The sequence below is a fragment of the Pedobacter sp. Leaf170 genome, from assembly GCF_920984665.1.
Lineage (GTDB): Bacteria > Bacteroidota > Bacteroidia > Sphingobacteriales > Sphingobacteriaceae > Pedobacter.
Genome location: NZ_CAKLBP010000001.1, coordinates 18,846 through 38,684 on the forward strand (window position 1 = coordinate 18,846; position 19,839 = coordinate 38,684).

Here is a 19,839-nt window from a genome sequence, read left to right on the forward strand (position 1 = left end):
TGTATTAAGCTTTGAAGTTTATTACCAACCCGGATTTTGTTTAAGATTAGGATTGCGCTGAAGGTCATTTAAAGGAATCGGGTAATAATAATTACGTTCATTCCATTTTCTTGGAATTTCTTTCATCCAGGTTAATTCCCCAGAGCTGCCGTTTTTCAAAAGCTGTGAGTTTACAGCAGTACCAACAGTAGCCGAAACATCTACATAGGATACCCCAGCGGCAGCAGGCGTAGGTCTTGTCCCCTGATAAAAGGCAACATCCAGGACACCGTCCTCATTTAAATCCATTGGAGTTACTAAAGAAGGTACAAAGAATCCGTTCCATTCCTGCTCCATCAAGCTACCCCTTTTCCACCTTAAGAGATCCGCAAAACGCAGTCCTTCCAGACTTAATTCAATGCCTCTTTCCCTCCTGATTTCCAGCAGCGTAGCATCAGAAATTTCAGGAAAATAATTTGTTATCAGATAAGGGTCGGCAAGGGTTGGTTTAACACTTAATCCACCTGTAATTCCCGCACGTGATCGTAAAGCCCCAATGCTCAATGCCCAGTCTGCGTCAGTTAGCGTCCCCAGTTCTGCTTTAGCTTCAGCAAAGTTCAATAACACCTCAGCATAACGGTACAATGCAACCGAATTTGTATTTAATGCACCTGCATCATAGTATAAATCATCCAGCGTCCATTTTATTGGCTGATAACCCGTAAAAGTATAAGAGAAAACCGGTGGCGCGGCAACCTGCTGACCATTACTGATGCGTTTATAATCGCCTAAGCGGATGGTCTGCTTGAGCCTTAAATCCCGGTTTTTCACCTCATCCTTGAACACCATTGTACGGTAAGCCGGGTCGTTCGTATACGGCGTTCCATCCAACTTCATATAAGTATTGATAAAAGTTCGGGTGAAACTCGCCTTGGCACCATAGGTACCACTTGTCCACCACCAGTTCGCCTCATTCAGTACGCCCAAACTCACATCAGAAACCGCTGCCTGTATGACTTCACTTGCAACAGGGGTGTTACTGGTGAATACCTGTCGATAAGAAACCCCTGGACCACCTGCGGTATTCAGCGAAAACCCACCATTTTTAATGATTTCTTCTGAAGCAGATGCAGATTCCTGTAACCAGCGGCTTGCACTGGCTGATAAATTTAAATTTGTATGGTATTTTCTGAAAGTCCCTTCAAAAAGACATAACCTCGATTTGAATGCATAAGCTACCCATTTAGTTATAGTGGTACGACTTGGATCTGAAGCGGTCTGAATATTAGCGCAGGCAAAATTTATATCCGCCAATACCGAATCCATTACTAATTCCCGTTTATCACGGCCGCCCATCAATGCTGGTTCATCGATATCCAGCGGCATTCCAATCCAGGGCACATCGCCAAAACGTTTAACTTTCTCCAGATAGAAATAAGCCCTGAAATAGCGGGCAATACCCAGGTAATTATTCCTCACCGATGCTGGAACAGCCGGGTCATTACAGTTTACGATAAAATAGTTAATGTTCCTCAAATCTCTCCAGCTCCAGCCTGAGCTAGTGTTTGCGCCATATGCGCCATCACGAATAAAATCCTGGACAGAGCGCACCGCTAAATAATCAGACATTGCATCCTGACTTGTAGAGTTCTTAGGCAAGAAATCCATTCCGTAAAATGAATTGGTATACAGCTTTAGTCCGTTCTCCGTACCAAAAATAGCTTGTTTAGTCGCCGTAGACTGCGGTTGCTGATCGAGCTTTTTACAGGCGGCAAGACCAAGGCAACCCAGTAAAATCAATATATAATATTTTTTCATGTTTATCTTTTTTTACAAGCTCCCAAGCTTAAAAACTAACGTTTAAACCAAAAGAAAAGCTTTTCATTAATGGATAATTATAACCATCGCCATTTGTGCTGCCTGAGTTCAAATCCTGATCGGATGGGACTGCGTTTTCAACATCAATGGTATTTTTTACAACCTTATACATCGGCGAATAAGTGAACAGGTTTTCTCCGGAGAAAAATATCTTGGCCGTTCTGCCGCCAATTCGGTTAATCAATCTAGCTGGCAAAGAATAACCTACCTGAATATTCTTCATTCTCAAATAGGCCACGTTTTGCAAATAACGGGTTTGCGCCACACCAAGGGTACGGTTTGTATTGCTTGAAGCAGCCCTGGACATTGTTCTTGGAAAATAAGCATCCGTGTTTTGCGGGGTCCACATATTGCCTAAGTGGAAAGTTGGGATATTGTTGTATGGCCTGTTATATTGTCCCCAGAACATTTCTGTCTCTGTACTTGGATACCATTGTTGTTTGCCCACACCCTGAAAGAAAACTGCGAAGGAAAAGCTATTCCAGTCTGCGCCGAGGTTTACACCATAGGTATATCTTGGCGCTGAATTACCAATAATCCTTCTGTCGCCAGACTTGCCAACCTTGTTCTCGCCAACATTAATCAAACCATCCCCGTTTAAATCCCTCAGCTTAATGTCACCAGGAAACCATCTGCCAGTTGGAGAAGCACGCATCTGCGGATCCTGCCTCGCATGAGATGCAATGTCAGCCTCATCAATAAAAAACCCTTCTGTTTCGTAACCCCAGATTTCCCCCAGCGTCTGTCCCTGGTAATAATCACTCAGCAGCTTATCCGGGTTATTATATTTGTCAATTCTGGTCTTATTATCCGCAAGGGTTAACCTGACATTGTAGCGTACAGGTTTATCCCCACGACCAATTTTATCGTTCCAGCTAACCGAAGCTTCCCATCCGCGTGTGGTTAAATCAGCATAATTCCCTTTAGGCACATCCGCCCCGAATACCGCCGGCGGCGTCAGTCCGAAAGTGAACATATCCGTTGTTTTGCGGATATAAGCATCACCGGTTAAACTTAAACGGCCTGATAACATTGTCAAATCCAGACCAAAGTTGCTTGTTGTGGAAGTTTCCCAGGTTAACCCATCCGGTAAAACCGCAGGGTTACGGGTAGTTTGAGGGCGCGAGCCGTTGAGAATGACGCCAGACTGGCTAACATTAAAGATTTCCTGGAAAGCATAGGATGCAATATTACCATTACCCAGTGAACCATAGGATGCCCTAACCTTTAAATCCGAAATCAATTTATCAGATACCTTCCAGAAGGATTCTTTATTAATCCTCCAGCCAGCAGAAACAGATGGAAAGAAGCCGTAACGCTGGTTAGCCGGAAATTTAGATGAGCCATCATAACGGGCATTTACTTCCAACAGGTACCTGTCTTTAAAGCTATAGTTTAACCTCGAGAATCCACCCAGAATCGCCCATTGTTCATAACCGCCACCAGTGGTGATGGACTGGCCCAAAGCCAGGTTCAAATCTGTAGCATCCTCGAAAATAATTCCGTTACGCTGTACCGCAAGTCTGTTGTAGGTTGACTGCTCATAGTTGTAGCCTGCCATAGCTTTTAAGTAATGGTCTGAACCAAAACGATCCTCAAACTCAGCATAAATATTTGTAGCCAGGTAATTGGTTTCACGCTGATCAAAAGATAAATCATTTGTCGTTGTTCCAATATAGGAAGTCACGCCACGGGAGTTACTATATGGTACCTGTACCCTTTTTTGATCCCGGTTATTATCTGTATTTCTGAAGGTAAAATCTGCATTCACCCTGAATTTATTACTAAAGAAATTACTTCTTAGTCCGGTAATGTTCCTGAAAACCTGACGACGGGTATCAATCCCGTTTTTGCCATAAATAAAATCACCGACAGTATAAGCAGCGGCAAAGGTTAATGAACCGTCAGGATTAAAAATAGGCATCGTTGGCTTCCCTTCATCAGCAATATTTCTCCAGATACCGCCACCCTCTCCAACATTAATCGGGTTGTGGTAATTCATAATCGAATAATCCGCATTGTTCTCAATGCTTAACCATGGAAAAACCTGTACCGAGCCCCTTGCTCTGATATTTTTCATATCATAGTCGTCAGTGTTGTACCTGAATAACCCGTCCTGGTTTAAAAAGCGGCCCGATACTAAATACGAAACCTTGTCACTCCCACCACTCACCGAAAGATTATTTTCTGTTGCTGAGGTATTTTTCTTGTACAGTTCAGCATAATAATCTGTGCTGCCATAATAGGTATATTCTCCGGTGGTTGGATTCACCTCGATTTGGTTGTAAGGCTGACCAGATTCTACCCTACGTTTAAACTCATCCAAATAAGCTTGTGAGAATTTCTGGGTTTTGTTAGCATTCTGCGGGAAGGCACCATCACCGTTAACAAAGGCTTCGGCAAACATTTTAGCCCAGGTATAACCATCGGTTACAAAATCAGGCACCTGCAATGGGTTTTTAATTGAATAATTTGTAGAAAAGGCAACATTTGTCCTTCCCTTTTCTGCTTTCTTGGTTGTGATTAGAATTACACCGAAGGCTCCCCTGGCACCATAAATAGCTGCCGATGCTGCATCCTTAAGTATAGAAACGGTCTCCACATCGTTTGGATTCAGCAAACTCGGATCACCCTCAAATCCATCAATTAAAATCAGCGCACTCCCGCCCTGACCGATAGAAGTTGCCCCACGAATATTATAACTTGGCGACTGCGTCGGTTTACCATCCATCATCTTTAAATTTAAGTTCGGCAGTAAACCCTGTAAACCTTGAGTCAGGTTGGTAATCGGACGGTTCTCTATATTTTTAGATGTTATCTGATCAACCGCCCCGGTTGCATTTTCTCTTTTTTGCGTGCCATAACCAACAACCAGTACTTCGTTGAGCGTTCCAGTCTCGCCTTTCATGGTTACATTTAGCGGTGTGTTTTCATTCGCTTTCACCACAATCTTACTTAAAACCGCCGTGGTGTAAGAAATGAAAGTGACCGTTAGGTTATAAGTTCCGGCTGGCGCAGTTACCGAAAAAGTTCCATCAGGACTACTTTGCACAACTTTGTTAATTTCTTTGATAAAGATGCTGGCACCAGGAAGCGCTTCGCCCTTCTCATCCACAATTTTACCACTGATTGTTCCCGGGGACTGGCTGATATTTTCAAACACAGCAGCACCCGGTTTTGCAGCTGCCATTACCGGCGCCGAAATTGCATTGCACAGAAAACAGGCTATTGTAGAATACAGTACAAACTTCCTGACTTGCAGTAAAGATTTTTTCATTAGTCAATTAATTAGTTTATTTTAATAAAAGGTTTTAGTTCTTTCCAGTTGGGTTGGATGCGGCAAAGCTAGCCCTGTAATGTGAAGGTATCGTTAAAGTTAATTTACCTCTGCGTAATGATTAATAGCTATAAGGTTATCAAATCAATAACCCGGGAGCTCATCGGTTAAGCTAAACCAGATTTAAAATTTCCAGATATAAAAATTAGCTCAACCCTTGTCACCAGACCAGGGTCTTCGAACTGCTTGGGTAATAGACAGGCTGGAACAGTGACTGTTCCATTCATAGTTCTGATAAGCTGTATGTCTCGGGATTGCAGCAACTCAGGATAATCGCCAATATTGGGTATAAATTCGGATTATACAGAACAGGGTACTAATGAATTCATCAGTTTTTATTAACAAAAACTTAATCTGAATAACTGGGCGGTGGTTAATGAAACAAGTTTTATGTTTTAAATGCCTAGCAAGCACGAATGGGGAAACTTGACCAAAGCAAAAAAATTCATCCGTATATACAGGATAAGAATTTTAAAATCAGAAAAAATAAAAATACCTTTCACGATGCCTGTGAAAGGTATTAGTTTAGCGTATTTGGCTCAGACCATCAAATTTCTCCGAATCGACCAACATCAACTTGTCAAGATTATTGCATTGTCGGCCAAATCTCGCAAAACATTCTATAGCCGAACTGCAGAAATTTATATATGTTCATTCAATAATTGGCCAAATTTTAGACATTCGGTTAGCATTATCACCTATGGTGAGCAACCTTATAGAGAATACCGTGATGATCTAATTTCATTCCCTGCCTTGCAAATCCCTTATCTTATAGGCAAATGACACCTATTTGCTAACTTTGGTCATAAATACTCTAATTTTTGCAATTATATCATCTCCGTCTTCTTCCAATGCGAAATGCCCGGTATTATAAATATTATAGTCGATATCCATTACATCTTTTTTGAAAGCAGCTGCTCCACTTTCAGGAAAAAACTCGTCATTTTTTCCCCAAACCATTAGTAAAGGTGGTTGATTGTCTTTTAAATACTGTTGCCATTTGGGATATAATTTCAGGTTGTTCTGATAATCGTAAAATAAATCCAAATTTACTTTATGTGCATTTGGTCTTGAAAGTCTTAAATAGTCTAAATGCCAGGTATCCGGATTTATGGTTTCAATATTTCTTGTTCCATGTGTATATTGCCATTTCAAACCGTCCAAAGAAAAGGCCGGCAGGATTGCTTTTTCAGTCTCAGGGTTTCGGTCTTTCCAGAGAGCTCTGATTCCAGCCCATGCATCTCCCAAACCTTCCAAATAGGCGTTTCCGTTTTGATTTATTATTGCCGTAACCCTTTCCGGGTGAGCTGCTGCAATTCTGAAACCAATCGGTGCACCGTAGTCTTGTATCATTAATGCATAGGAGACAATTTTCTTCTTTTCAAGAAAGGCGTCCATTGTTTTTGCAATATTATCAAAAGTGTATTCATATTCATTTTCTGAAGGAAAGTCGCTATTCCCGAATGAAGGGTAATCTGGTGCAATCAGATGAAAATCATCAGATAGCTGCGCCAACACTTTACGGTACTGGTGTGAAGACGAAGGGAAGCCATGTAATAGCACCATCGTTGGTTTTTCAGGGTTTCCAGCCTCTCTGTAGGCAATATCAACACCCTCTACTTCGATGGTTTTAAATAATGTGGGATGGTTGGGTATCATACTTTTTGATTTATTGTTAGTTTTACTCATTGTTTGGCTCTGACATCCAAAAACTGCGAATATTAAATAAGCTTTGAAAGGATTATTTTTCTCATGGTCCAATTATAATAATCTTCTTTCTGCCTCTTCAATTTTTAAGTCATTGATGCTTGCGAACCTTTTTTGCATTAGTCCATTTTCATCAAATTCCCAATTTTCGTTCCCGTAAGCTCTATACCATTGACCTTCTGTATCCCGGTATTCGTACTCAAATCTAACTGCAATACGATTATCAGTAAATGCCCAAAGCTGTTTTTTAAGCTTATAATCCAGTTCATTTTTCCATTTGTCAGCAAGAAAATTCTGTACTTCATTTCTTCCGTTAATGAATTGGTTTCGGTTACGCCATTGCGTATCCAGTGTATATGCTTTTGAAATCCGGATAGGGTCCTTGCTGTTCCAGGCATCTTCTGCCTTCTGAACTTTTTGCAGTGCTGTTTCCTCGTTAAAAGGTGGTAGTGGATGCATTGGTGTCTGTTTCATAATTTACCGAACGTTTGTTAATTAATTTATTTAAATTTTTTTAATCTTTTAAATATCGCTCTTCAATATTTTTCAACGTACTTTTAAAAATACTGATATCAGTTAATCCTTTTGATACAATTAGGCTGCCTTGTAATTCTATCAAGGTCTGAATAGCGTATTGCTGAGATTGTTTGGCAGTAAACTTTAAGGCTAAACCCAACGCATTGAAAGCGAAAATCCATTTATCCATACCGGATTTTATCTGTTGCTCAAATAATGACAATCCGCTTTGCATAGAAAAAGCGCTGAAAACACACGTTTCTTTTCCGCCATCATAGAGAACCTCAATGTTTTTCAGAGCAAACCTCAACCTTGAGTTTGTTGATTTGTTGTCGTCCAGCAGAGGAAAATAAATATTTTCATCCACCCAGTGATCTATATTGTTCAAGACACATTCCGCCATCTCCTGTTTTCCATTTGGAAATCGGTGATAAAGACTTGCTTTTTTTAATCCGGTAACTTCTGCTAGATCATTTAAACTCGCTCCTTCATAACCTTTAGCCCTAAAAACTTTTGTAAGTCCGGAGATCATATCTGCATCTAAAATTTTCTGTGGTCTCATGCTGCAAATATATAAAAAAGATTTAAATTACCAAACGTTCGTTAAAATATTTATTTTTGATTCTTCGCGGTCAAAGCTAAAAAGCATTAACGAGTATTTCCACAGAATAACGGTTGCCCACCTATATTAGGAAGCCAGAATCACAGGAATGCAAATCAGTTATGGGGATACCGTATGGAATTACCAGACAAAACGGACTTTAAGTGTCCACGAAAAAATGAAAAATATTGTGAGTCATAAACGGCGCAGCCTATTTAATTTTCAATGCGAATTTAGATTTCCAGTAATCCGCTTTGCGTCTTCTTAAATAAAGGAAGAAAATTAGTATTATCTTATATAAAGAATAGACAGAGATTTTTGGTGCGTTATGCCTTTATAATTAAAGGAAGATTATTGATAGAGCTAAAGAATTACTTTAGGTTATTGTCTCGAAAAATGAATATTATAGTTAGGAAAAAAAGAAATCTACATTCAGCATCTTCTAATGGTAATATAGTCTATTGTAAATGGCAAATATAAGAGAACAAAAGAAGCAATAAACCTGACGTTTCTTGTTGTTTTACTGCAGAATATTTGAAGGAAAAACAATACTTTTAAATGGCTTAAAGAACAAAAAAAATTATTACCCTAGGAAAAGACGAATTGCAAAAAATTATAACTTTAATACTGATACGTACAATCAAGTCAATATTTATATCATGAACATAAAGTATGCACATACCAACATCATAACAAAGGATTGGAAGGAACTTGCACGTTTTTATGAAACCGTGTTTAATTGCATAGCGGTTCCGCCTTTACGAAACTATCAAGGGGAGTGGCTTGAAAAAGGCACTGGTGTCATTAATGCGAATTTACAAGGGGTACAATTACGGCTACCTGGCTATGGGGATAATGGACCGATATTAGAAATCTATCAGTATTCAGAAATAATTAATGCTGAAAGACACTTAGCTAATCAAAAGGGATTTGGACATATCGCATTTAAGGTAGAAGATATTGCTGGGGTTTTAGCAATAGCATTAAACAATGGAGCATCGAAAATTGGAGAGCTAAGCGAACATCATTTTGATAATATCGGTGTACTTAGGTTTATTTACATCGCAGACCCGGACGGGAATATAATAGAACTCCTGAACTGGAGTTGATATTAATTTCGCAAACATAGAAATTTGAAATTGAACGCTTTGTGATTAGAAATTATCAGCCATCTTGCAGCCTAAATATTATAATTATTAGAGGGATTTCGAGCTAAAATTTTAATAGGATGCTTTAAGACTGGGCATTTAATTTTATAGCCTGCATAAACCAATTTCCTTGACCCCTTATCGCCAATTCTCCAAAATGCAGACAAGCAAAACTTTATAGCAAATTTATTTCCGGTGAGAGGGGGTCAGCGTACTCAGGTTATCCAGTCAGCGTATGAGGCCACCAAGAACATAAAAAAGACGGTAATCATCTTTTTTTAAAAATGATACCCCTCTTTTTCACTGATGATATACTTGTTTCATTTAAAGAAGTAAATGCCAATAGGCGGATTGATAAAAATCTCTCAAGTCATCGGTAGAAAGAAGTATTATCTTCTCTCCCCAATTTGCTGGCGCCACATGGAATAATACAATCCTTTGGCTTCCAGGAGCTCGTTGTGCGATCCTACTTCTGAAATTCTGCCTTTTTCCAACACAAAAATGGTATCAGCATGCATTATCGTAGAAAGCCTGTGGGCAATCAGTATCGTCATCTGTTCCCGCCTGCCGGAAATATTGCGGATTGTGGTTGAAATTTCCTCTTCGGTGATGGAATCCAATGCAGAGGTAGCCTCATCAAAGATCAATAGCCTTGGTTTTCGTAGTAATGCCCTGGCAATAGAAATGCGCTGCTTTTCCCCACCCGAGAGTTTCATTCCATTTTCTCCCAATACCGTTTCAATGCCATTGGCGGTCTTGGCTATTAAACCTAAAGCCGAAGCTTTCCCGAGCGCATCCATAATATCCTTATCACTTGCAGCAGGATTTACAAAAAACATATTATCCTTAATCGATCCGGCATAGAGCTGAGTTTCCTGGGTAACAAAGCCAATCTGACGACGAAGCGGATTGTATCTCACCAAATTTGAAGATATCCCGTTGAAGTTTATCTCGCCGTCATTTGGAAGGTAAAGGCCAACCAGCAGTTTGACCAGGGTTGATTTACCAGAACCGGATGGCCCGACGAAAGCCACTGTTTGTCCACGATTTATAGAAAATGAGAGGTCATCAATAGCATTGTAAGAAGCTGTCTTATGCCGGAATACGACATTCTTAAATTCCAACCGTTCAAGGGCTCCAACTTCGACTGAATTTTCCGGACGTACCTCAATTTGCTTCGCCATCAACAAATCAAAGGTCTTTAAGGAAGCATCCGCCTCTCTGTACAGAATTATCATGTTACCAAAATCCTGAAGTGGCGTAAATATCGCGGTGGATATAAACTGCATGGCAATAAGCTCACCTGTGGTCAGTATATTACGAAATATTAACCACAGCAATATGAACAATACGGATTGTTTCAATAGGACCAAAAGTCCACCTTGCAAAAACGAAAGGCTGCTAACCTTTTTGGCCTTTAGCATTTCCAGGTCAAAAATCCTTTTAGTCTGATCGTTTAGCCTCCTGATTTCTGCAAAGGTCAGTCCCAGGCTCTTTACCAGCTCAATGTTCCGAAGACTTTCAGTGATGATTCCAGCTTGTTTGTCGGCCTGTCTGTTGATGGACCTCTGGATAAATTTTATTTTTTTTGAAACCAGACCAGTTAGCGACCCCAGCACCAGTACACCGATAAAAAAAACAGGGATGAGCATCCAGTTTTTATTTATACTGTACCATAATAAAAAAGCGACACCAACCAAGGAGGAGAATAGGATATTGATAAATGCATTAATGAACCGCTCCGCATCAGTCTTTACCTTTTGGAGTACAGATAACGTCGTGCCACTCCTGTTTTCCTCAAATTCCTGAAAAGTCAGGCGCAGTGTCTGCTTCAAGCCGTCATTAAATATATTCATGCCAAAGCTGGCAACAGCTTTCCGGGTAAGAAATTCCTGGACTGACTTGCATAACCTGGCGAGCAGAGCGATTCCCAGCGCAATGATTAACCAGTAAATTACTTTAGAAACCAATTCAGACTGATTGAGTCCAAATTTGTTGGTTGAGTAATCATCAATAATCTTCCCGAAAATAACCGGGTCAAGCAGGCTTAACAGCTGCGAAATTGCAGCCAGGCACAGCGATAATATAATTAACCATCTATGGGGAAGTAAGTATCTGACTAAAATCTTCATGTAACATATTAATAATAATATCTTATTCAACGTCAATCCCGCTCAATGGTTTTGATTCCTTGAGAAAGATACCTGATAGAGGAAGGCATCATGTCATGATAAAAAATGGACACATGTTCGCTTTGATTAATGTGAAGATGCTAACTACAGAACCTATATTGCAAGCTCGCCGATTTTTAGATCCATTTAATGCATAAATTGAGGTAGGCTTAAGCCCCTTTTTGGGGAGATCAGTTTGGATTATTAAATAACAGATTTTGTCTGACAGAAAGAAGGTATCCATCTCCTACTATTATTGCTCTTTGAATTGTAAGTTTACATACAGAAAGTACGGCAAAGACGGAAAAAGGTCACACTAAAGAAACCCAATAACATATCTATTGTATATAAAATATATTTCATATACATTTACTGCATAAACCAATTCATTTGACCCCATATCGCCAATTCTCTAAAATGCAGACAAGCAAAACTTTATAGCAAATTTATTTGTGGTGAGATGGGGTCAGCGTACTCTGGTTTATCCACTGCTGGAAGCAATCTTATAAAAAAAATGACACTATATCAGTTATAGATTGACATCCGTTTTCTAGTGCATCAGAAGATGAAAGTATTTATCCCCTACTATATATCTTTCTTTTAGCTGAAAGTGTAATCGCACCGGTTACTGGAGAGAAAAATTTGTCTCACAAAACGAAGGTATCCCTACTTCATTATACATTTTTTTCAGCTGTTGTCTTTATCTAGAGGACGGCAAATAAAAAAAGATTTATAAATAGATGGTTGGGGTTAGTTGTAAAAAGATTAATCCAATAATGATAGTAAGAAAAAGGCACCATAATTTCGATAATAGTACCCCTTATCTGAATTAGCGGCCCTATTTAAGAGCGCATAAACCGGAGACGGTTGTTCATTGTGAAAAATCCTTTAGCAAAAGGTTTTTTTTTAATTATAGCAGTTTTAATGAGCTTAACATTATCCACATCAAAGGCAAATCCAGTAACGTAACCCTGGTAAAGTAAGTTTCCGCTGCTACTCATGTGTCCGCGAACTTTGACCGGAATATATGGTGTAATAGGGATATTTACAGATATGAATGGAAATAACAATGTATTTGACGCCTAGTCACCAATTTTCAAATACGCAGACAATCAGGAAATCAATATGAATCTATTCCTGTTAATACCGGGTCATCTACTTCGGTATATCCACTTGTGGGCTATTTAGATCATTTATCAAATACTTCATCATAAGCAAATACCGGTAAACATTGCAGTTGTTTTTCATGTATTTCGTTGGTAAGAAAATTGTGATTCTAGCTTAGGTGATGATTAATGTGCTGTACTTTTGTTTTTTTAAATCTGAAGCGAAGGCAGTGAAACTATATAGGAAATAAGATAATCATCCTTTCTAAAATTTCGATACTGAACAATTAATCAAGCTTCTCAGGTGAATTAAAAATTGATTTTAGAAGTTAAAATATTTATACACTGAATTTCTAAATGAGACTATATTTTATTTTACTACACATAATTTTAATTTAATTCGAAAAAAAATATTGATATATTTACAGCGTAGATAACTAGCTCTACAACGTTTGAGAGCGTTAATTTAGATTTAAGCAGGTGTATGGATTTATACCTGTTTTTTTTTGCACTATTTTTATTACCAAAATATCATTTGCTGATAGTTAATTAAGCTATTTTTGTAACGGCTATCTGGAATATACTGATGGCTAGTTTAGGTTAACCCTCTACCTTTGATTAATCTGTTTTTTAAAAGCACCTACCCCCTGGGTAAGTGCTTTTATTGAAATGTTATTATTCGAATTAAAATAAATAGAACGGTAAACTGCTGAAGACCTGCTTCAGGAAGTCTTTATAAAATTAGAAAGCTAAGACGAAAAATATTCTTAAAATTGATGCAATATTAAATTATCAACAGATAAGAAATTAGTGCCTATGACTTTCATGTAAATCTGGATTGGAAGAAAGCTCCCAAATCCGATTTTGGTTCTTGAGAATGTTAATTAGTGCCCATACGGCGCAGCTTACTCCGGCTTTTATCTTAATAGAACGGCTTTGCCTGACAGATAAAACCTATATGGCCAATATGTTTGAAAAGACCAGTCAGTGCTTTTATATTGTGCATTGCCCAAGAACTTTATTAAAACACAAAGTTACCATCAATTTCAGGCAAACGTTATTACAACTTCAAATATCCAGATTTTCCTCTTGATAATAAAATGAGTCCAAAGCCTAAAACCAACCCAACACCAGCCGCCATTTTTGCTTTTTTTGATGGAACCGGAACGAGTGTTTCCCCATAAATCTGGTGTGGAGCAGCAGATGGACCTAATACGTTTCCGCTCGTGGGTGCCCCATCTTTAATTTCCATCAAAAGCCGCATGCCTGAAGAAGCGGTATTAACCAATATTTTGGGTAAGATACCGTGTAGAGTCTTTAATGCCAATGATGAAAAGTCGGGAAATTTGTCTTTCTGAGGATGTATCGCTAATTTCAACAGTTGCGCTGCTGTATCTCTTGGATCTGCGGCGAATGGGGGAATTTTAAAGTCCAGGCCAGAATACTTGGCCGAGTGCATATTTCCTGTAGAGCGTTGAATTTGCGGGTAAAGATTACAGATGTGGATGTTTGGCTCATTAGACAGTTCACCCTGCAAACATTCCATCATTCCCTTAATGCCAAACTTTGTTGCAGAATAAACTGCGCTATAGGGAGCAGGCATGAAACCACCGATTGAAACATTGTTAATCAAAACACCATAACCTTGCTGTTTGAATATCGGAAGAATGGCATGGGCACTATTAAGGTATCCGAGTAGGTTAGTTTTAACGACCTGATGGCTTACCTCAATAGGAATTTCTTCGAATCTACCACTGGCCATCACCCCTGCATTATTTACCCAGAAATCAATCCGGCCGCTTACCTTAAGCGCCTCTTCCATTAGCGTTTTAATTTGGGTGATTTCAGAAACATCGGTACCCACACCAATGGCTTTCGTTCCAAGGCTTCTACAATACTCCACTGCCTGATTTAATGCATCCTGGCCTCTAGAAGCCAGAACAACATTGCAGCCTGCTTTCGCGAAGGCCTCTGCAGTAGCCAGACCTACTCCACTGGAAGCTCCAGTGATGACCACAGTTTTGCCTGTTAGGCTTGGTATTGACCTATTTTTTTCCATATTTTAATTTCCGCTATCGATATTATCAGCAACAGCTAACCTATTACAAATGTTTGCAGCTAATAATCACTGCAAAAAACTGATAAGACAAAAGCATACTCGGTTTGCTCGTTAAATTTATGAAGAACTTTAGTTCTGAAATTTCCAGTAAACAGAAAATAGAACACACCAATAGTCACTTTTTATTAAACCCTGCTAAGGGATAGTATTGAAGCTATAATTTAGCACGTGCCCGAATATTTTATAAGAGTGATGACCTGATCACCTTATGGGAAAGCATCATCAATTTCATAAAAAAATGAGCTGGGTACGTCCCAAGCTTATTTAAATTCAGCTGATGAGTGCAAAAAAAGAACGGACCGGCGTCCGCTCTCACACGCTAAATTAACCAATATCTACTGAGGATTTTGTGTCAAATTATCTAAAATGATTTCCCGTTGAGGAATGGGAAGCAATGTTTTATTAGGCGTTAACAAGTAGGCCCCGATTGGAAACTGGGAAGGCGCCTTTGCAATTTCCCTTTGCCCATGGGCATTCATGATTTCCACTGCTTTTCCTGTTCTAACCAAGTCAAACCAGCGGTGATTTTCGAATGCAAGTTCAACTTTACGTTCCTGGTAAATCGCTTCGCGAAATGCAGACTGTGAACTTACATTTAGCGCGGCTATCGGATTACCTGAAGTTTTAGCGGGAAGTCCTGCTCGAGCTCTTATTGCATTTAATAGATTGAAAGCTTCTCCGCCTGCTACAAAGGCCTGCTCATTAAGGCATTCTGCTATCATCAGCATAACATCTGCAAAACGTATAACTGGAAAGTTAACGTTCGTCTGCCCAGGTTGTACGAAGCCTTGATTATACTTTTTAATGTATGGCACCGCTACATAACCGGCTGTGCCAGTAAACCCCTCAGCCAAAGAAACATCTTTACGCAAGTCACCGTCTTCATAAGAAGCGATCAAATCCGTTGTTGGGGTATTCCATCCGCTACCAAAGCTTAGATTGGTGCCCGGGTCCTGTGTTACCGATGTCCCAGAGTTGAATGGCGCAAACTGGTACATAAAGTTGCTGGAAAGATTGGTACCGGCAGTTGAATAATATTGAATCTCAAAAATTGATTCAGCATTATTTTTGTTGGTGGTTAGATAGATGCTGGCATAGTTAGGCAATAAACTATAACCAGATACCTTCCTTAAAGCTACTAAAGCTTCAGTGAATTTCTTTTGCGTCATGTAGACCTCACCTAACAGTGCATTTGCTGAGCCTTTTGAAACCCTACCTTTTTCTGATGCCGGATAAGCACTCGCTTCTGGCAGGTTGGCCGCAGCATCGTTCAAATCTGCTATAATCTGCGTATAAACCGCATCTGCCGTTGCTCTTCCCTTAGATGGTGCATCTGTTGGAGATTTTGTAACCTCAAGTCTCAATGGTACGCCGCCAAACTGCCTCACTAAATTGAAATAATGAAATGCTCTTAAGAATTTAACTTCTCCGATGGCCTGCGTTTTTGCAGCAGCAGACATGGTGATTCCATCTACATGATCGAGTACGTCATTGCATCTAAAAATAGAGGTGTAAGTGTCCCTCCAAAAATCCTGTATAAGTGTATTGGCAGAATTGGCAAGAAACTGGTCAACCTGTTCCCTATTTTCCTGTCCCCTTTGGGGTGCATTGTATTGAAATGTTGTATTATCAGAACGCATTTCACCAAACAGCCAGAAGCTGAAAGTTCCGAGTCCGCGTAACGAACTATAGGCGCCATTAACACCCTGCTTAAGGTCTGATTCTGTTTTCCAGAAGTTCACATCTGTCAAACTGGATTCTGGCGTTTGATTCAAAAAATCCTTTTTGCATGCAGAGAAAAATGTTGCACCAAAAAGCAAAATAGCAATTGATAAATATCTTGAATGAGTTTTCATATTCTTTCTAATTAAAAGGTCATGTTAATACCTGCGGTGATAATTCTTGGAAGGGGATACGCGGTGAAATCACGTCCTGGTGTGAGGGCTGAAAAACCATCGTTAGTACCTGCTTCAGTATTTGCACCACTGTATTTAGTGAATGTTGCCAGATTCTGAATGCTAGCATACAGCCTAAGGGTTTTTACAAATTTTGATGAAGTGATAAATTTCTGTTTGAAATTATAGCCCAAAGAGATATTTTGAATACGCAAAAAGCTTGCATCTTCTATCCATTGAGAATTGACTTCGCGATAGAGTGTCCTTCCACCGTTTGTGGTTGGCGCAAAACCATTTCCTGGATTCGAGGGTGATCTCCATCTGTCAAGCACCCGGCGATCAACATTGAAAACCCCGTCAGTATTTAGTAAGAATTCATTTCCGGTTTTCATGATCTGGCCACCCTTTGTTCCAACGATTAATATATTTAAGTCGAAATTTTTGTAGGTAAAATTATTGGTGATACCATAGGTAAAATCAGGCTGAGCATTTCCAATAACAGTAAAATCTTTTACTTCTTCGATAATACCATTTCCGTCAATATCTTTATATCGAACAGAACCAACTACAGATGAACCATGCTTAGGCTGACTGGCGAGTTCCGCTGCATTTTGATAAATACCGTCGAACTGAAAACCAAAGAATTGCCCGATTGGTTGACCAACCTCTGTTTTGTGTGTTGAATAACCACCACCGCTTCTTCCGCTGTATATAGGCGCATTGTTATTGCCAGGATTAAGTTCTAAAACAACATTTCGGTTAATGCTAATATTTGCGTTGGTGCTCCAGGTAAATTCTCCAGTCAAGTTTTTTGAAGTCACTCCAATTTCAAAACCCCTGTTTCTAACTTTTCCCAAATTGATTGTTGAGGAAGAGAAACCAGAAGCAGAAGGGAGTTCTGCATTTAAAAGTAAATCACTGGTTATGCGATTATAGAAATCGAAAGTTAAGCCTAATCTGCTTTTAAAAACCGATAAGTCAAAACCTAAATCCAGTTCATCTGCTTTTTCCCAGGTTAGATTTTGATTGGCTATTGAGCCAGAAACTCTACCATTGGCTAATCCGCCACCAAAAGAATAATTTGAGGAACCAATGCTCGCTGCGTACTGATAATTCGGAATGTTAAAATTACCCGTACGTCCATAACTCGCTCTAAATTTTAAGTCACTTAGCCAGGTTGCATTTTTCAAAAACTGCTCTTCAGATGCTCTCCATGCAAACGCCGCTGATGGAAAGGTACCATAACGGTAATTTGAGCCGAATCGTGAAGAACCATCAGATCTGACCGTTGCGGTTAGTAAATATTTATCCTTAAAAGTATAATTTACCCTGGCTAGGTAAGAAATCAATGCCCATTTTTCAATCCCTGCTCCTGCTCCATTTAGCAGAGTAGAAGCGTTTATAGTCTGAATCAAATTATCAGGATAGTTTGCTGCTCCAAAATTAAAACCTTCATACCGTTCTTGCTGTGCGGTATAACCCGCAACTGCACTAATTTTATGGTCGGTACCAAAATCTTTATCATAAGATAAAGTAATTTCCGATAGCCAGTTGGATGTTGTATTCTGAGCGGTACTCGATGAAGGAACAGATGGGTTTGGGTTTACATTACCGGTTTCACCGATAACGAACGATGGACTAAATGTGAATGAACTATTGTTAATATAGTCATAATTGAAACTATATCTAGCTTTAAGTCCATCGATAATTTTATACTCTGCAAATGCAGTAGCCAAACCCCTGAAATATTTTGCTTTTGTACCTGCAAATTCAAGTGTATTTAGTGGATTACCAGCGCCTATCGCACCTGGGGAAGTAATAAAAGTAGTTCTGTTGCCGGCAGCATCCGTAATTGGAACAAGTGGACTAAGCCATAAGGTTCGTGTCAAAATATCACGTTGACCAGATTCAAAACCATTCCTGTTTTGAATACCCCCACTCGGTGCAATACTCAAGCCAAGTTTTATTTTTCTACTAATATCGGATTCGATGTTAAAATTTACTGAATATCTTCTGTAATCTGTATACCTAATCGTACCTTGTTGTTCAAGCCGGCCAATTGAAGCAGAATATCGTGTACTTTCAGAACCCCCGCGAATACTAGCATCAATATTGCTCTGCATTGCTGTTCTTAACACCGCATCATACCAGTCTGTACCCTCTCCATATTGAGACGGATTTCTGAATTCAAACGGAATATCGGCATCTGTCGTTGTTTGTCCGGCTGCAGTGCGCAAATCAGTAATCATTTCTTTTCTAAACTGCGCATATTCCGTACCATTCAACACATCAGGACGACCCTTTTGTGGCACTTGCTGAGCACCAATGTATGCATTGATACTTACCACGGGAGGGCCGTTTTTACCACGTTTTGTGGTAATTACGATGACACCGTTAGAACCTCGTGAGCCATAGATTGCAGTAGAAGATGCATCTTTTAAAACGGTTACCGTTTCAATATCATCCGGACTAATAACATTTAATGGATTATAAACCTGACCACCCGAATTTGATATCGCAAATCCATCAACTACATACAATGGATTATTCCCGGCAGTAATAGAACCTGTTCCTCTTATCTTTACGTTAACACCGCCTCCAGGCGCTCCGGTTGGCGCACTTATCTGCACACCAGCAATCTGCCCAACAAGCTTCTGGTCGATAGAGCTAACCGGCAAATCCTTAACCTGAGCTGAAGAAATGGTGGAAACTGAGCCCGTCAAATCCTTCTTTTGCGTGGTTCCATAGCCCACAACCACAACTTCTGTCAGATTATTTTCAGCATCAGTTAGTTGAATAGCACTAAGGTTTGCTCCAGCTGAAATTTCCTTTTGGGAATATCCCTGGTAGGATATGATTAATACCTCCCCCGCAGTAATTCCCTTAATCGTAAAACGTCCATCGGTGTCGCTGATTGTTGCTATTTTACCTGATTTAACTCGAATTGTTGCGCCGGGTATTGGCTGACCGTCCTTATCCACAATTCGTCCGGATACATCTATGCGATTTGTTTTAAACCAAGCGCTATGTTCATCCTTTCCGAATACAGGATTAGCAAAGCTCACAGTATTGAGGGCTGCAAGTGAGCAGCTGAGCACAAAGACTGTAGTCTTTGAAGCCCGCCCGGCACTGCTTCTTATAAGCGCATAGGCATTCTTTGTAGTAAATTTTTCCATAGTTTATTTGGTTTGTTAAGTGATTATTTGTTAGTTCAATGGATAATTATTCCGGCTGAAAGACTCCAGCCGGAAAAACATTACTAAACAACTATCCAATACCGCTATTGATAGTATATCTTGGGCGATCTTTACCTGATAGGGAATAGACATAGAAATTCCTCATCGCGGCGTTCTGTGGCGATTACCTATAATTACTTGTGGTC

10 protein-coding genes are annotated in these 19,839 nt (G+C 39.7%); 1 reads left to right on the forward strand and 9 read right to left on the reverse strand.

Annotated features, from left to right (window positions below):
• Positions 1-21 precede the first annotated feature (21 nt).
• From LUA90_RS00090 to LUA90_RS00110, 5 genes are all read right to left on the reverse strand, one after another.
• Positions 22-1,797, reverse strand: a complete 1,776-nt coding sequence (locus LUA90_RS00090; protein WP_231459935.1) for a RagB/SusD family nutrient uptake outer membrane protein — start codon at positions 1,795-1,797, stop codon at positions 22-24.
• A 28-nt stretch (positions 1,798-1,825) separates the two neighbouring features.
• Positions 1,826-5,134 carry a TonB-dependent receptor gene (locus LUA90_RS00095; protein ID WP_231459936.1) on the reverse strand — a complete coding sequence of 1,103 codons (3,309 nt, stop codon included), beginning with the start codon at positions 5,132-5,134 and terminating at the stop codon, positions 1,826-1,828.
• A gap of 846 nt (positions 5,135-5,980) precedes the next feature.
• Positions 5,981-6,883: an alpha/beta fold hydrolase gene (locus LUA90_RS00100; protein ID WP_231459937.1), complete on the reverse strand. Its 903-nt coding sequence runs from the start codon at positions 6,881-6,883 to the stop codon at positions 5,981-5,983.
• Between the two features lie 72 nt (positions 6,884-6,955).
• A complete protein-coding gene (locus LUA90_RS00105) occupies positions 6,956-7,375 on the reverse strand; it encodes a nuclear transport factor 2 family protein (RefSeq protein WP_231459938.1) in 420 nt (139 codons plus the stop codon).
• A gap of 40 nt (positions 7,376-7,415) precedes the next feature.
• Entirely contained in the window at positions 7,416-7,979 is a 564-nt protein-coding gene (locus LUA90_RS00110) for a TetR/AcrR family transcriptional regulator (protein WP_231459939.1), read from the reverse strand.
• 698 nt (positions 7,980-8,677) lie between these two features.
• On the opposite strand from LUA90_RS00110, the gene LUA90_RS00115 reads away from it, so the two are divergent.
• On the forward strand, positions 8,678-9,127 hold the full coding sequence (locus LUA90_RS00115; RefSeq protein ID WP_231459940.1) for a VOC family protein: 450 nt from the start codon (positions 8,678-8,680) through the stop codon (positions 9,125-9,127).
• A gap of 428 nt (positions 9,128-9,555) precedes the next feature.
• On the opposite strand, the gene LUA90_RS00120 is transcribed toward LUA90_RS00115, so the two are convergent.
• From LUA90_RS00120 to LUA90_RS00135, 4 genes are all read right to left on the reverse strand, one after another.
• Positions 9,556-11,298 carry an ABC transporter ATP-binding protein gene (locus LUA90_RS00120; protein ID WP_231459941.1) on the reverse strand — a complete coding sequence of 581 codons (1,743 nt, stop codon included), beginning with the start codon at positions 11,296-11,298 and terminating at the stop codon, positions 9,556-9,558.
• 2,205 nt (positions 11,299-13,503) lie between these two features.
• Positions 13,504-14,502, reverse strand: a complete 999-nt coding sequence (locus tag LUA90_RS00125; protein WP_231489716.1) for an SDR family NAD(P)-dependent oxidoreductase — start codon at positions 14,500-14,502, stop codon at positions 13,504-13,506.
• Positions 14,503-14,897: 395 nt separating this feature from the next.
• Complete coding sequence (locus LUA90_RS00130) at positions 14,898-16,418, reverse strand: RagB/SusD family nutrient uptake outer membrane protein (RefSeq protein WP_231460319.1); 1,521 nt, start codon at positions 16,416-16,418, stop codon at positions 14,898-14,900.
• Between the two features lie 11 nt (positions 16,419-16,429).
• Positions 16,430-19,633, reverse strand: a complete 3,204-nt coding sequence (locus LUA90_RS00135; protein ID WP_231489717.1) for a TonB-dependent receptor — start codon at positions 19,631-19,633, stop codon at positions 16,430-16,432.
• Positions 19,634-19,839: the final 206 nt, after the last annotated feature.